The following is a 13180-nucleotide window of genomic DNA, read 5'->3' as shown; positions in this document are numbered from 1 at the left end:
AATTTACTGAAGGATAACAGGTTCAAGTTCAAGTTGATATCCTGTTTTTTCCTTTACAATCGTTTTGACCTTATCACAGAGCTCAAGTACATCTGCACAAGTAGCGTACCCTTTGTTTATAACAAAACCACTGTGTTTTTCACTTACCATAGCACCTCCGCAGGTAAGGCCTTTAAGTCCGCACTGATCTATAAGCAGTGAAGCGTAGCTTCCCTCAGGACGCTTGAAGGTGCTTCCTGCGCTTGGATAATCAAGCGGCTGCTTTGAGCTTCTTTTAGCCATACATTCAGACATCGCCTTTTTTATCTCATCAGAATTGCCTGACTTCAGTTCAAGTGTTACGGAAGTTATAACATTTGAAGTTCCCGAAAAGAAGCTGCTTCTGTATGAAAGCTGCATATCATCTTTGCTTATAGTGCGAAGCTCACAGTTTTCGTCAATATACTCCGCAGAAACTACTACGTCCTTCATTTCGCTGCCGTAAGCTCCTGCATTCATATACAATGCACCGCCTACAGTACCCGGAATACCGAAAAGATTTTCCATACCTGTAAGTCCAAGCTGCTGAGCACGAACACAAGCAGATGCAAGAAGTACGCCTGCATCACATTTTATGGTATTGCCGCTGATCTCCATATTTGAAAAATCACTTCCGAAAAGAAGGATAATACCGTCATATCCATCATCAGAAACAAGTACATTACTACCTCTTCCGAGAATACCGTACTTTATTCCGTTTGTTTTCATATATCTGATAAGTTCAGCTGCCGACTCAGCGGAATTAACGCTGATAAGTGCTCTGCAAGGGCCGCCAAAACGAAATGTTATATAATCGCTGAGCGAGCACTCAGGAGTAATCCTACACCCAAGCTCCTTGCAAAGCTTTGATATTTCATTGATGTCTATCATTATTTCCCCCTGGATCATTTTAATATGTAGATTTTCATTATCAGAATGCCTCGTAATCACGAACTACTTCCTTGGGATCCGATTCCATGCCAAGGCGGTTAAGAAGTTCCCTGGCAGCATTATAGCCCATTTTCTTCTGTCTGTTATTCATAGCTGCAACTTCAAGTATAACAGCAAGGTTACGACCGGGCTTTACAGGAATAGTAAGCGAAGGTATCTTTACTCCAAGAAGGCTTACAAACTCTGTATCAACACCCATTCTGTCGTACACCTTCTCGGAATTCCACTGTTCAAGCTCAACAACAAGATCGATCTTTTCTGTCATTTTAACAGCACCGATACCAAAAAGTCTTCTTGCATTTATTATACCTATGCCGCGAAGCTCAAGGAAATGACGAATATTGTCCGGAGAGCTTCCTACAAGACTTATATTCGATACCTTTCTGATCTCGACAGCATCATCGGCAACAAGTCTGTGACCTCTCTTTACAAGCTCGATAGCAGTTTCACTCTTACCTACGCCGCTTTCTCCTGTGATGAATACACCTTCACCGTATATCTCAATAAGAACACCGTGACGTGTGATTCTCGGAGCAAGCGTAAGATTAAGGAACGCAATAAGACCTGCTATGAAGTTTGAGGTGCTTTCCTTGCTTCTGAGAAGCGGTACCTCATACTCCTTTGCAAGCTCAAGCATCTCAGCGAAGTACGGGAGCTCTCTTGTGATTATAAGAGCAGGTATACGCTGGGCAAAAAGAAGCTGCAAACGCTCGCGTCTTGTCTTTTCATCGATCGTTGAAAGATAAGCAAATTCCATTTTACCTATGATCTGGATACGCTCCGGATTAAAATACTCATAAAAACCCATAAGCTGCAAGCCCGGACGATTTACATCATTTTCGTCGATCATAAGTTCATTCGCATCTTTATGAATATAGATCGCTTCAAGCTTGAATTCGTCGATCAACTTCTGAAGAGATACTTTAAAATTTTCTGCCATAACAAACTCCATTCTCCGATCTTTGATCGGGAGTTATTTTTTAGCCGAGTACGTATGAATCGAACCCGTATTCGACTATTTCATCCTTTGCATCAAGAAGATCCTGTGTGCTGAGCGTTTCACCCGAAACCCTTACAGCAACATTGAAATCCTCCACATCTTCGCTTACAAGATCAAGCATTTTCTTCACATTATCAGCAGGTGTTCCCGTAAATTCATATACTGTATCCGTTGTATATACACCATAGCTTATAGTATCAAGGTCAATATTCAGAATAACTGAGTTCACCTTCAAAAGCATCGGCTGAAGTATGTCTTTTTTGCCTTTAAGAAGATCTGAAGCATTTACCTCGAGTATCATTGAAGAGCCTTTGCTCATTATGGTCTCATACATGGTATTTGCAGCCGATGTAAGCGCCATATACCTGTCTGCACTGACGACCTTTTCACCAAGGTACTCTACATCACTGGGTCTGAAATCAGGAAAAACAAAGTCGTAGCATACCACTTTATCAAACCCTGCCTCTGCTATTTCTTCAACAATATCATTATTATAGTTTACAGCTCCCTGTGAAAAAGGATTCATCCACGGCTTACCGCCTGCTTCAACACTGTTATCGATCCACTGAGAGCCATCCTCAACTGTAAGATAGCTCATATCACGGAAATAGTTTGGCACGACATTGTCATAAAAAGTACTTACAGTCGCAACAGGCTTATACCCTGCTGATGATATTGCCGACACTATATCGCTGAGTCTTGCTGTAGATCGTACTATCCCCGAAGAATTGGCATAGTAATTGTTTGTAGCGTAATAAATATCTCCTCCGCTTATTTTCAGCGGAACTTCAACATATTTTATATCCTGATCTACAGGAACTCGCTTCAATGCAGCCTTTAGTGCCTGTGTATCTGATATATCAAGCGGATCAAGTGTATATGCACAATACTGCTCAGCACTTGGTACAGGTGCAACAGGTGAAGTTGTACCTTCTGTAACAGGCTCGCCATTTTCATCGGTTGCTGTTTCGTTCTCTGAGATAACTGATGACGGCGAAGTGTTATCGCCCTTCTTTTTTGAATAGTTTATCAAAGGCTCAGCAACACTGTAACCGATAAAACCTATTCCGCCGATAAGCAGAACTGTCAGACCTACAGAAAAAGCCTTCCCCACAGGACTTTTGCCATAGTAATTCTTCTCCTTGGTCTTATAGATCTTCCTACCTTTATTTTTGAACTTCATTAATTTACTCTCCTATATCAGTATATTGCAATTATTTAAGTGAATATACTGCCATTGATATAATTCCAAGATATACAAGCATTGCAGGAAATCCTCTGAAAGCAGCAGGTACTTTTGAAGAATTCAGCTTTCTGTAAGCTGCTGTAAGGATAATTGCCGCAATAATAAAACCTATTCCTGCCTCAAATCCGGCAGAAACATATCCCCCAAGTTCAAATAATGAGCTGTCCATTGCAGCTCTTTGGTTTATAGTAAAGAGCGTTCCCATGACCGCACAGTTAAACGCGGACACATGGATATATTTTCGGAAATCCTCAAAATAACTTCTTCCGACATAATAAAATATCGTAAGCAGAAGAATATAGAGAATACCGATTATAATCGTATAGAAAAGCAGTCTCATATCAGAAACTGACGACGGGAGTGCTTTATCAACAAAATATGCAGCCGCCGAACCGATAGTAGTAAACAGTGTGATAACACAAGCTGTACCTACAAGATTTTTTTTGCTTCCTGCCGCAATAAAAATCGTGCTTGTTCCCAAAGCCTGAGATAATATAAGGTTAGCAGCAAGCAGTGTAATAAGGTCATTTATCAGAAACACTTGCTTCACTCCTTATCTGTCTGTCATTTTTCGACACAAACGATCGTATAAACCTGTATACACCGCACATCAGTCCGAGGAATATAAATCCGCCGAACGGCTGTGAAAGCCCGTTGATAAGCGTATTTACATCAACGATCTTGCTGTTTATAGTACCATATGCAAAAAGCTCGCGAAGGAAACCTGTTATGAGCATGACTGCATCAAATCCGATGATACAGAATATAAGCGATATCATCATATCAAGCTTTTTCATTTTAAAGAACTTTGCTTCTGTCTGGAAAACGATCAGTGAATTAACCGCAAGAAGAGGATAATATATTCCTATTCTCTCTATTGAATCAGGATAGAATTCCTTTGCCGCAAGCTTTACAGGAATGTAAACTGCTGCTGAAATAAGTGCATATATAATAACCTTTGCGGTATAAGGCAGTTTTTTAGGTACAAATGATGAAATAAGGACCGATAAAAAGGTTATAGCGGAAAAAGCATATATCAGTGCAAGGGCATTTCTCAGCGTATCACCGCATATTATTACCGGTGAAATTACCATAAGTCCCGAAAGCACAATATTATCATGCAGAATACCGCCAAGGAGATTTTTTCTGCGACTATTCATTCTGTAGCTGTCTCCTTCCCGCTCATTACACTCTCTGTAACATCATTGTCCTCTGACTCTTTATGCTCAGAAGCAGCCTTTTCGATCCTTTTCTCAAGATTTTTAAAACCGAGAGCTATAGGAGTAAACAGTACAGAGACTATGACTATTGCATTTTCCTTTGCAGCTGTAAGTACAAGTACATAAGATACAACGCCTATGAACAATCCGTAGAAAAAAGCATAATAGTTTCTTTTAGGTGCGATCCTCACATCAGATACAATATATATTGCAGAAAAAAGCACCATGTTCATAACAAGAGAATACTTTAACGAACCGGCTCTTGAATTTATCATAGGAGTAACGCAGGCAAAAAAACCGACACCGCATATCGTGCCGATAAACGCACCTGTCGAAATGCTTCTTCTGAAAATCAGTACTGCCGCAGCAACAACAAGAAGCAGTATGCTTACTGCACCTGATGGTCCGCTGAAATTGCCCAGAAGCAGCTCAAAATCCGTATGGTCAACATTTCCTGTCATGTTAAAGGTATGGGAGGCGGAATTAACAAGTGCTGCAGGCGTATCAAAAACACCTGTCTTAACATGAGGCTCTGTATATTGAAGAAGCTGATGTCCCCACGAAGTCAGTACAAATACATATGCAGCCGCAGCAGGCGAAAATATCATATTCGCACGTCCGCCAAAAATATTCTTTGCAACTATAACAGCAAAAATAACCGCTATCGCTGCGACCTTATAATCCATTACTGAGGGAAACATCAAAGCAAGTATCATAGCGTCAGATGTACAGGTCAGGTCATCAGCCGTAAACCGTCTTTTCATCATTCTGAGCGATATGACCTCGGCAATAGCTGCTGTACACACACATACTCCCGCAAGTACCACAGAACGTATGCCATAATAGAAATATGACATAAGCTCAAGAGTAAGCAGGGTTATCATAATGTCGAGCCATATAAGGCGTTCTTTTCTTGCTTTTTTCAGCATAGCTTGCCTTCCTTGAGAGCAGCAGCTGCCGCTTTCATATCAGCTGCCGCAAAAAGATAGCTTCCCGACACAAATACATTTGCACCTGCATCCATAACAACAGGCACTGTCTTATCATTTATACCGCCATCGACTTCAATATCAGTTTCAAGTCCAAGAAGACTTATCTTTTCTCTCAGAGACCTGATCTTGTCAACCGTCTCAGGCATAAAGCTCTGTCCGCCAAAGCCTGGTTCCACAGTCATGACAAGCACCATGTCGAGATATGGAAGATATTCAAAAATATCTTCCGCAGGAGTCGCAGGCTTTACAGCTAATGCTGCTTTAATGCCGCATTCCTTTATAGCCTTTATAGTTTCCAGCGTATTGCTCTGACTTTCAATATGAAAAGATATGATATCTGCACCGAAATTGGCGAATTTTTTGATATATTTCAAGGGCTCAGCAATCATAAGGTGAACATCCAGCGTCATATCGGTCGCTTTTCTCACCTGCTGAAGAACGGGAAGTCCAAAAGTGATGTTATTGACGAAAATACCGTCCATTACATCAAAATGAAGCATATCAATATCACTTTTTTCAAGTTTTCTGATCTCATTTCTGAAATCGAGCATATCTGCACTAAGAACAGATGCCGAAACATAGTTTTTCAATTTATCACTTCTTCCGCATTTTGACCGCCTTTTTCATAAGGCGATGACAAATCTTTCTAAATCCATACACTATTATTATATAATATTTATCGCAGAACGTCAATACACTTATATTGTTTTTTATTTTATTTTTTCTCCGCACTATAATAAACAAGCTTATAAGCATATTATTATCTATAAAACATCGGAGGTAATTCTTATGCTTATCAGTCTTTTGCGAAGTCTTTTCTTTTTTGCCCTTCACATTGATAACACTTCGGTTTTTCCGAAGCCATTATCAAAAAAAGAAGAAAAAGAATACTTTGATAAAATGTCAAACGGCGATACAAAAGCGCGTTCAAAGCTAATAGAGCACAATTTGCGTCTTGTCGCACATATTGTAAAAAAATATGCATCAACATCTGACGAACAAGACGAGCTTATTTCCGTAGGAACTGTTGGACTAATAAAAGCAGTGTCTACATTTAATTATACCAAAGGGGCAAAATTTGCTACTTACGCCAGCAGATGTATAGAAAATGAAATACTTATGCAGTTCAGAGCCGCTAAAAAATCAGCAGGAGATATTTATATAAACGAGCCTGTTGAAACAGATAAGGACGGTAATTCCCTTACTCTTATGGATCTGCTTGATGACGGTATAGATATACATGAACAGGTAGATATCCTTATACGCTCACGTCAGCTATACAGCTTTCTTAAAGAATGTCTTGAACCGCGCGAATTTGAAATCATCGTCTATCGCTACGGATTATACGGAACTACTCCGCATACCCAAAACGAAACTGCCGAAAAACTTAGTATTTCTCGCTCCTATGTATCACGGCTTGAAAAAAAGTCTATTCAGAAACTAAAGAAAATGTTTGATAATACAACTTTATGACAAAGTATTTTTTATATTGTACTTACAAGAATTATATGGTATAATTTATATAATTAAAAATCAGGAGGAAGACCATGAAACTTCTTGTTACAGGCGGTACAGTTTTTGCAAGCAGATATACCGCCGAATACTTTTCAAAGCTCGGCCACAGCGTATATGTGCTTAATCGAGGAAACAAACCTCAGTCACAAAACGTTACGCCTATTATTGCCGACCGCCATTCACTCGGCGAAATATTAAAGCCATTACACTTCGATGCAGTCATAGATGTAACAGCATATAATGCAGACGATATAAATTCTCTAATCGACGGACTCGGAAGCTTTGATAAATATATTTTTATAAGTTCAAGTGCTGTTTATCCCGAAACATTACAGCAACCATTCTGTGAAACAATGGAAACAGGACCAAATTCAATATGGGGAAATTACGGAAAAGACAAGATCGAGGCGGAAAAAGCTCTGCTTGACCGTGTTCAAGATGCATGTATCATAAGACCGCCTTATCTTTGCGGCCCTATGAACAATTTATACCGCGAAGCTTTTGTCTTTGAATGTGCAGAGCAGGACATACCTTTTTATCTTCCGGAAGACAGCAGCATGAAAATCCAGTTCTTCCATATCGGTGACCTTTGTCGATTGATCGAAAAAATACTGATAACAGACATTTCCGAACACATTATAAATACAGGCTATCCTGTACCAATAAGCATTAAAGAATGGGTCACACTCTGCTATGAAACAGTCGGAAAAACACCTGTTTTTAAGTATGTTAGTTCTGAAATCCCGCAGAGAAGCTACTTTCCCTTCTATAAATATGAGTATACTTTGAGCGTTAACAGAATGAGCAATATTATAGATGGCCTGACACCTTTAAAGGAATCACTGAAAAGCTCATATGAATGGTTCATAAACAACCGTGATCTTATTGTAAGAAAGCCTCTGATAGATTTTATAGATAAAAATCTATAAAAACCCCCAATGTCTTATAAAAGTGCACTATTCGTCATTCATTTGATTGTATAATTTGCACAGTGACAACTTCTCCAAAATATGCTATAATTATTTTCACAGTGTTTTTTGGAGGTGTATTCGTTGGAATATAAAGTAAACTGCGGTATATGGGGAGCTATGTTTGGCGTACCCGTTATTGTTGCCGACAATTTTCTGAAGCTTGCTACAGGTGAACAGATAAAAGTTCTCTTGTACCTTTTGAGATGTTCGGGAAAAAATTGTACCAGTGAGGAAATATCAGCGAATACAGGCGTTGCAGTTCAAGTTGCAGAGGACGCTGTACTGTTCTGGCAGCAGGCTAATGTTATAACTCCTCAGGGAACAATTTCGGTTGCAAACACAACTCCGTTAATAATGCAGCCACAACCTGTTGAAGTTCCCGAGGCAAAGACTGCTCTTGCACAAGTGCAAACTCAGCCCACACCGTCTAAGCTGCCAGACCATAAGATCAATTTAAGCGGCGGAGAAATCGCCGAGATAATGAAAAACTCTCAGGATATCAGAGACCTTTTCAAGATCGCAGAAAGCATTGTGGGTACTTTAAAAAACAGCCAGATGAATTCAATAATCTGGATGTACGATCACCTCGGACTAAAAAAGGAAGTCATAATAATACTTCTTACCTACTGTGCTTCAATTAAAAAAACAAATACAGCATATGTTGAAAAAATTGCCTTTACATGGTCGGAAAACGACATAAATACCATGGAAGCAGCACAGGACGAGATACAAAAGCGAAACACTACAAGAGATTACATTCTAAGCATTATGGAAAAGTTTGAAATGAACAGGCGTCCAACCGCAAAGCAGGCTGAATTCATTGAACAATGGAAAAATGCAGGCTTTAAGCTTGAACTTATACACTATGCATACGAAAAGACTATCGAACAGATCAATAAATTAAGCTTTGATTACATAAATAAGATACTTCTTTCGTGGCGTGACAGTGGGTTTATGACAGTTCAGGACGTAAAAAATGCAGAAAGTGATTTCAGAAAAAACAAAAAAGGTACTTCCTCCAAAAAACCAGAAAATGATACAGATATGGAAGAGTACGAATCAATTATAAATCAGTTTTTATACTGAGGAGGTAGAAAATGGACAGCTCTATTTTTGATAAAGCTCAGTCTATATTAACAAACAGACGCATGAAAGCTGTCAGTGAAAACGAGCATCGCATAAGTGAAGTAAATAAGAAAATACCTCAGATACGTGAAATAAATGAAGTCCTTTTCAATACAGGAAAAGAACTCATTTCAATTATTTCAAACGGAAGAGGAAAAGATGTTACAGACAAGATCCAACAGCTGAAACAGTACAACCTCGGTGCACAGGCAATGTCAAGAAAAATACTTGCCGAACACGGCTATCCCGAAGATTACCTTGATATCCACTATACCTGCCCCATATGCAGTGATACGGGATATAACGGAAGTAAATTCTGTGACTGTCTGCGCAGCCTATGCGGAAAACTTGCGGCAGATGAGCTTAATAAAAACTCTCAGCTAAGACTTTCAAGCTTTGAAAGCTTTTCATTAAGTTACTATTCGGGTGAAAACTATCAAGCTATGAAAAAAATACTTGAATACACCATGCAGTATGCATCAACATTCTCTCCCGACTCAAAAAGTATACTTATGTTTGGTCAGACCGGACTTGGGAAAACTCACCTTTCTCTCGCTATTGCAAATAAAGTTTTAGAGAAAGGCTACAGCGTCATATATGACTCAGCTATCAATATTCTGAGAAATATTGAAAAAGAGCATTTCAGCTATGAACACTCTTCCGAAATGATAGATCTCGTAATGAATACCGATCTGCTTATACTTGATGATATGGGCACAGAATATGAATCACAGTTTTATAATGCCACTATATATAACATCATCAATACACGACTAAACTGTGGAAAGCCTTCCATAATCAGCACAAACCTCGATCTTGCCGGTATTGCACGAAGATACGACAAACGAGTGGTCTCTCGTATAGTTTCAATGTATTCCTGCCTCGAATTCAAGGGCGATGATGTAAGACTTCAGATCAGAAAAAACAACATATAAAAAGGCTGCCTTTACGGCAGCCTTATTTTTTTACTCTGATTTAAGTTCAAGCTTGAAAGGAGAATATCTGCTATATGCAGTATTATTTCTCTTTACGGATAAGCCCTCTGCGATCCCCTTCATCATATCCTGGAAATCTTTATAATAACGTTCACTTAGAAGAGAATCAATTGCGTTCTTACTCCAGAGATCATCATCCGTCATACGCTCCTTGATATCAGCCTTGATAACTACATAAATAGTATCATCATCGTACTTATACTTTTCAGCCTTGTAGTCGCTGAGCTTGTTGAAAAGATAATCATTGTAATCCTGCTGTGACTTCTTAGCAGCCTCCTGCTCGGCGGAAAGAGTAGTTGTTGTAGCAGTTGCATCGTCGTTCTCCTCAGCAACTGTAGTGGTATACTTTGTTACAAGAACCTCTTTAGCAAAAGGATCAACTGTAGTAGTTGTTGTAGTTCCACTCGGAGCTGTTGTTGTGGTCGTAGTAGTTGTAGTTACTGTCTCGCCTGCTTCCTTAGCAGCCTTTTCAGCAGCTTCAGCTGCACGCTTGTCAACATACTCTTTGTACTTTTCTTCACATTCTTCTATTTTCTTGAGCTTTTTCTCATTTGAAGTCTGAGAATTGATATCATTAACATATTCATCAGCCATTTTATTGAGTATACGCTTTTCATCAGGACCATACTGTTCACCGTTTTCGTCAACAAGACTTATTGTAAAATACTTGACTCTTGTTGTCTTATCCTGATAATACTTTTTAAGCTCATCTTCTGAACATCCTTTTTCTGCATCAATTCCATAATAATGCTTAAAAATTACATCTGATTTATAGGAATTCTCAATTACCTTCCTTAATGAAGCCTCTCCAACACCATTTGCAGAATATGAAGTATCTGAGATATTAGCTGCAAGAACATCCTTTACTTCAGCCAGATCCTCAGGAGACAACTCTCCGCCAATCTTCTCAAATTCTTTCTCGTTTGCCACAAATTCTCTGCATGCTTCAGTAGCCTTATCCTGGATCCATTCTAAAGCTCCTTTTGATTCAAAGGTCGCATTCTCAACATCATCCATGGAAGGCATCTGACCGTTCTTTGAATACAGCTCATACCTCGCTGAATTATATGCATATATCTCGTTAAAAATAAATACGCCTGCGGGTACATCATATCCATCAACAGTAAGAGCTGTCTGTGAACTCTTTCCGAATGTAATTGCCTCAGGTGCGCCGCAGCTTGTTGAAGCAGCAGCCAATGCGAATGCCACAGCAGCTGCAGCAAACTTATTAAACTTATTCATCTGTAAATTCCTCCGATATAATTGTAGATTCCAGATACTGTTTTATTATACTACATTTTTTTTTATTTGTCCATAGTAAAATGAAAATTTTTTCCTATTTATCACGGAATTATCTTATTAAATAAATTATCTTAAATATTTTTATGCTATTTCCTTGACTTAATGACAAATAAATGATACAATGATTGTATATGCTTTATTATTAATAAGGAAGGTGTCCTGTTTTGAAGGTAAAACTCCTGTCACATACTCCCGATCCCGAAAAGCTGGTCGCAACGGCTGCAAAGCTCTGCTATTCCAGCAGTGATATCGAGACACTCAGGGACGGACTTACAGAAGATAAAATAGAAAGCTTCATTGATATGCTCGCGTCCATCGGACATGAAAGCGTCATGGAGCACGTTTCGTTTACCTTTGGCATAGAAGGTGTATCAAGAGCCTGTACTCACCAGCTCGTCAGACATCGAATAGCTTCATATTCGCAAAAAAGCCAGCGATATGTCAACGAAAACGGATTTGAGTTCATTACTCCCCCGTCTATCGCAGACCTTCCCGAAGCCAGATCAGAGTACGACAGGGTCATCGCTGAGATAACAGACAGTTATGCAAAAATAGCCGAGCTCCTTACCGAAAAGCATACAAAAGAATTCATTGCACAAGGACTTGATGAAAAAACAGCACGTTCAAAAGCTTCAAAGCTTGCAAATGAAGATGCACGCTTTATACTTCCGAATGCCTGTGAAACAAAAATAGTTGTTACAATGAATGTCCGCTCACTTTTCAATTTCTTCCGTCATCGCTGCTGTAATCGCGCACAGTGGGAGATCAGAGCTGTTGCAAATGAAATGCTGAAACAATGTCTTGAAGTGGCTCCGCATATCTTTAGTCACGCAGGTCCTTCATGCGTAGCTGAAGGAAAATGTCCCGAGGGAAAGATGACCTGTGGAAAAATCAAAGAAGTAAAAGAATATTTTTCAGCCATGAAAGCAAAATGATCCAGTGGAGGAACAATGCTTGAATTCAGAGAAATTGACATCAAGGATAAGGACAGAATAACATCTGCACTAAGAAAGTCACAGTTTATGGGCTGTGAGTACAGTTTTTCCAACAATATGGCTTGGAGAAGGCTTGGTGACTCGCAAATATCTTTTTTCAAAGATTTTTACATCTGCTGTTCATTCAGATCAGATGACGGTGTCCCCCGTTTCTTTTTTCCGTCGGGCGAAGGCAGCTACTGCGAAGTGATCTCTGAAATGAAAAGATATTCAGAAGCCCTCGGAAAACCGCTCAGGGTTGCAGGTATTACCGAAAATACTCTGCAAATGCTGAGAGAATCTTTTCCCGACAGCTTCACTGTATCAACTGATGACGGAGACTGGGATTATATTTATAATGCTCAGGATCTTATAAATCTTTCAGGCAGAAAATACCACGGTAAGAGAAATCATCTCTCGCATTTCAATGAACTTGGTGCTGAATTCAACATGATGACAGAAAACGACTTTGATGACTGTATAACGTTCAGTACTATTGAATATAACAATAAGTCATATGAACACGATCATTCATATATAGCCGAGCAATACGCTATAAATACCTATTTCACATATTTCCATGAGTTGGGACTTAAAGGCGGCGTTATACGTATCGGCGGTAAAGTTGCTGCTTTCACTATCGGTGACGAACTGAATGACGAGACTTTCTGTGTTCATATTGAAAAAGCTGATACAAAATACGACGGCATCTATGCAGGTATAAACAATTGCTTTGCAAAAGAAGCCGCCGCTGAATATAAATATATCAACCGTGAAGAAGATCTCGGGATAGAAGGACTGCGAAAAGCAAAGCAGTCATACCACCCTGCATTTCTTCTGAAAAAATATATTGTAACTTTTAAATGAAAGG

Annotated in this window: 14 protein-coding genes; 6 read left to right on the top strand and 8 right to left on the bottom strand. The window is 39.3% G+C overall.

Going from position 1 to position 13180, the window contains the following annotated elements; all coding sequences use genetic code 11:
- Positions 1-3 precede the first annotated feature (3 nt).
- From murB to rpe, 7 genes are read right to left on the bottom strand one after another with little or no spacing between them, the layout of a single operon-like run.
- The gene (gene murB, locus BUB28_RS02765) at positions 4-909 is read right to left on the bottom strand and encodes a UDP-N-acetylmuramate dehydrogenase (protein ID WP_072948475.1); all 906 of its coding nucleotides are present in this window, start codon (positions 907-909) and stop codon (positions 4-6) included.
- A gap of 40 nt (positions 910-949) precedes the next feature.
- Positions 950-1909 (bottom strand): HPr(Ser) kinase/phosphatase, encoded by a 960-nt coding sequence (gene hprK / locus BUB28_RS02760; protein ID WP_072948473.1) that lies wholly within the window; start codon positions 1907-1909, stop codon positions 950-952.
- Positions 1910-1949: 40 nt separating this feature from the next.
- Positions 1950-3152 (bottom strand): putative glycoside hydrolase, encoded by a 1203-nt coding sequence (locus BUB28_RS02755; protein WP_072948470.1) that lies wholly within the window; start codon positions 3150-3152, stop codon positions 1950-1952.
- Positions 3153-3183: 31 nt separating this feature from the next.
- Entirely contained in the window at positions 3184-3756 is a 573-nt protein-coding gene (locus BUB28_RS02750; RefSeq protein WP_072948468.1) for an Rnf-Nqr domain containing protein, read from the bottom strand.
- Positions 3740-4375 (bottom strand): Rnf-Nqr domain containing protein, encoded by a 636-nt coding sequence (locus BUB28_RS02745; protein ID WP_072948467.1) that lies wholly within the window; start codon positions 4373-4375, stop codon positions 3740-3742. The genes BUB28_RS02750 and BUB28_RS02745 overlap by 17 nt, the downstream gene beginning before the upstream one ends.
- Entirely contained in the window at positions 4372-5364 is a 993-nt protein-coding gene (locus BUB28_RS02740; protein WP_072948465.1) for an RnfABCDGE type electron transport complex subunit D, read from the bottom strand. Before BUB28_RS02740 ends, BUB28_RS02745 begins: the two co-directional genes overlap by 4 nt.
- Complete coding sequence (gene rpe / locus BUB28_RS02735) at positions 5358-6017, bottom strand: ribulose-phosphate 3-epimerase (RefSeq protein ID WP_072948463.1); 660 nt, start codon at positions 6015-6017, stop codon at positions 5358-5360. Before rpe ends, BUB28_RS02740 begins: the two co-directional genes overlap by 7 nt.
- 199 nt (positions 6018-6216) lie before the next feature.
- On the opposite strand from rpe, the gene sigK reads away from it, so the two are divergent.
- The 4 genes from sigK to BUB28_RS02715 all read left to right on the top strand — a co-directional run bounded on the left by sigK (position 6217) and on the right by BUB28_RS02715 (position 9973).
- A complete protein-coding gene (sigK, locus tag BUB28_RS02730; protein WP_072948462.1) occupies positions 6217-6900 on the top strand; it encodes an RNA polymerase sporulation sigma factor SigK in 684 nt (227 codons plus the stop codon).
- Between the two features lie 74 nt (positions 6901-6974).
- Positions 6975-7871, top strand: coding sequence for an NAD-dependent epimerase/dehydratase family protein (locus tag BUB28_RS02725; protein ID WP_072948460.1), 897 nt, complete (start codon positions 6975-6977; stop codon positions 7869-7871).
- A gap of 123 nt (positions 7872-7994) precedes the next feature.
- Positions 7995-8999, top strand: coding sequence for a DnaD domain protein (locus BUB28_RS02720; RefSeq protein WP_072948458.1), 1005 nt, complete (start codon positions 7995-7997; stop codon positions 8997-8999).
- Between the two features lie 11 nt (positions 9000-9010).
- Entirely contained in the window at positions 9011-9973 is a 963-nt protein-coding gene (locus BUB28_RS02715; RefSeq protein ID WP_072948455.1) for an ATP-binding protein, read from the top strand.
- Between the two features lie 30 nt (positions 9974-10003).
- Here the strand turns inward: BUB28_RS02715 and BUB28_RS02710 are convergent, their stop codons facing one another.
- Positions 10004-11275, bottom strand: a complete 1272-nt coding sequence (locus BUB28_RS02710; RefSeq protein WP_072948453.1) for a hypothetical protein — start codon at positions 11273-11275, stop codon at positions 10004-10006.
- A gap of 224 nt (positions 11276-11499) precedes the next feature.
- Here BUB28_RS02710 and thyX point away from each other — a divergent pair, with 224 nt between their 5' ends.
- Positions 11500-12270: an FAD-dependent thymidylate synthase gene (thyX, locus tag BUB28_RS02705; protein WP_072948451.1), complete on the top strand. Its 771-nt coding sequence runs from the start codon at positions 11500-11502 to the stop codon at positions 12268-12270.
- Between the two features lie 15 nt (positions 12271-12285).
- On the top strand, positions 12286-13176 hold the full coding sequence (locus BUB28_RS02700) for a DUF2156 domain-containing protein (protein ID WP_072948449.1): 891 nt from the start codon (positions 12286-12288) through the stop codon (positions 13174-13176).
- The last annotated feature ends 4 nt before the right edge of the window (positions 13177-13180 follow it).

It is taken from the genome of Ruminococcus flavefaciens (genome assembly GCF_900143025.1).
Classification (GTDB): Bacteria; Bacillota; Clostridia; order Oscillospirales; family Ruminococcaceae; genus Ruminococcus; species Ruminococcus flavefaciens_I.
Note: the sequence above shows the minus strand (reverse complement) of the source record. Positions and strands in the feature narration are given on the sequence as shown.

Coding starts and splice junctions, on each gene's coding strand:
- murB (WP_072948475.1), bottom strand. CDS start 909: ATGATAGACATCAATGAAATATCAAAGCTTTGCAAGGAGCTTGGGTGT.
- BUB28_RS02740 (WP_072948465.1), bottom strand. CDS start 5,364: ATGCTGAAAAAAGCAAGAAAAGAACGCCTTATATGGCTCGACATTATG.
- BUB28_RS02710 (WP_072948453.1), bottom strand. CDS start 11,275: ATGAATAAGTTTAATAAGTTTGCTGCAGCTGCTGTGGCATTCGCATTG.
- BUB28_RS02700 (WP_072948449.1), top strand. CDS start 12,286: ATGCTTGAATTCAGAGAAATTGACATCAAGGATAAGGACAGAATAACA.
- BUB28_RS02725 (WP_072948460.1), top strand. CDS start 6,975: ATGAAACTTCTTGTTACAGGCGGTACAGTTTTTGCAAGCAGATATACC.
- hprK (WP_072948473.1), bottom strand. CDS start 1,909: ATGGCAGAAAATTTTAAAGTATCTCTTCAGAAGTTGATCGACGAATTC.
- BUB28_RS02755 (WP_072948470.1), bottom strand. CDS start 3,152: ATGAAGTTCAAAAATAAAGGTAGGAAGATCTATAAGACCAAGGAGAAG.
- BUB28_RS02715 (WP_072948455.1), top strand. CDS start 9,011: ATGGACAGCTCTATTTTTGATAAAGCTCAGTCTATATTAACAAACAGA.
- sigK (WP_072948462.1), top strand. CDS start 6,217: ATGCTTATCAGTCTTTTGCGAAGTCTTTTCTTTTTTGCCCTTCACATT.
- BUB28_RS02745 (WP_072948467.1), bottom strand. CDS start 4,375: ATGAATAGTCGCAGAAAAAATCTCCTTGGCGGTATTCTGCATGATAAT.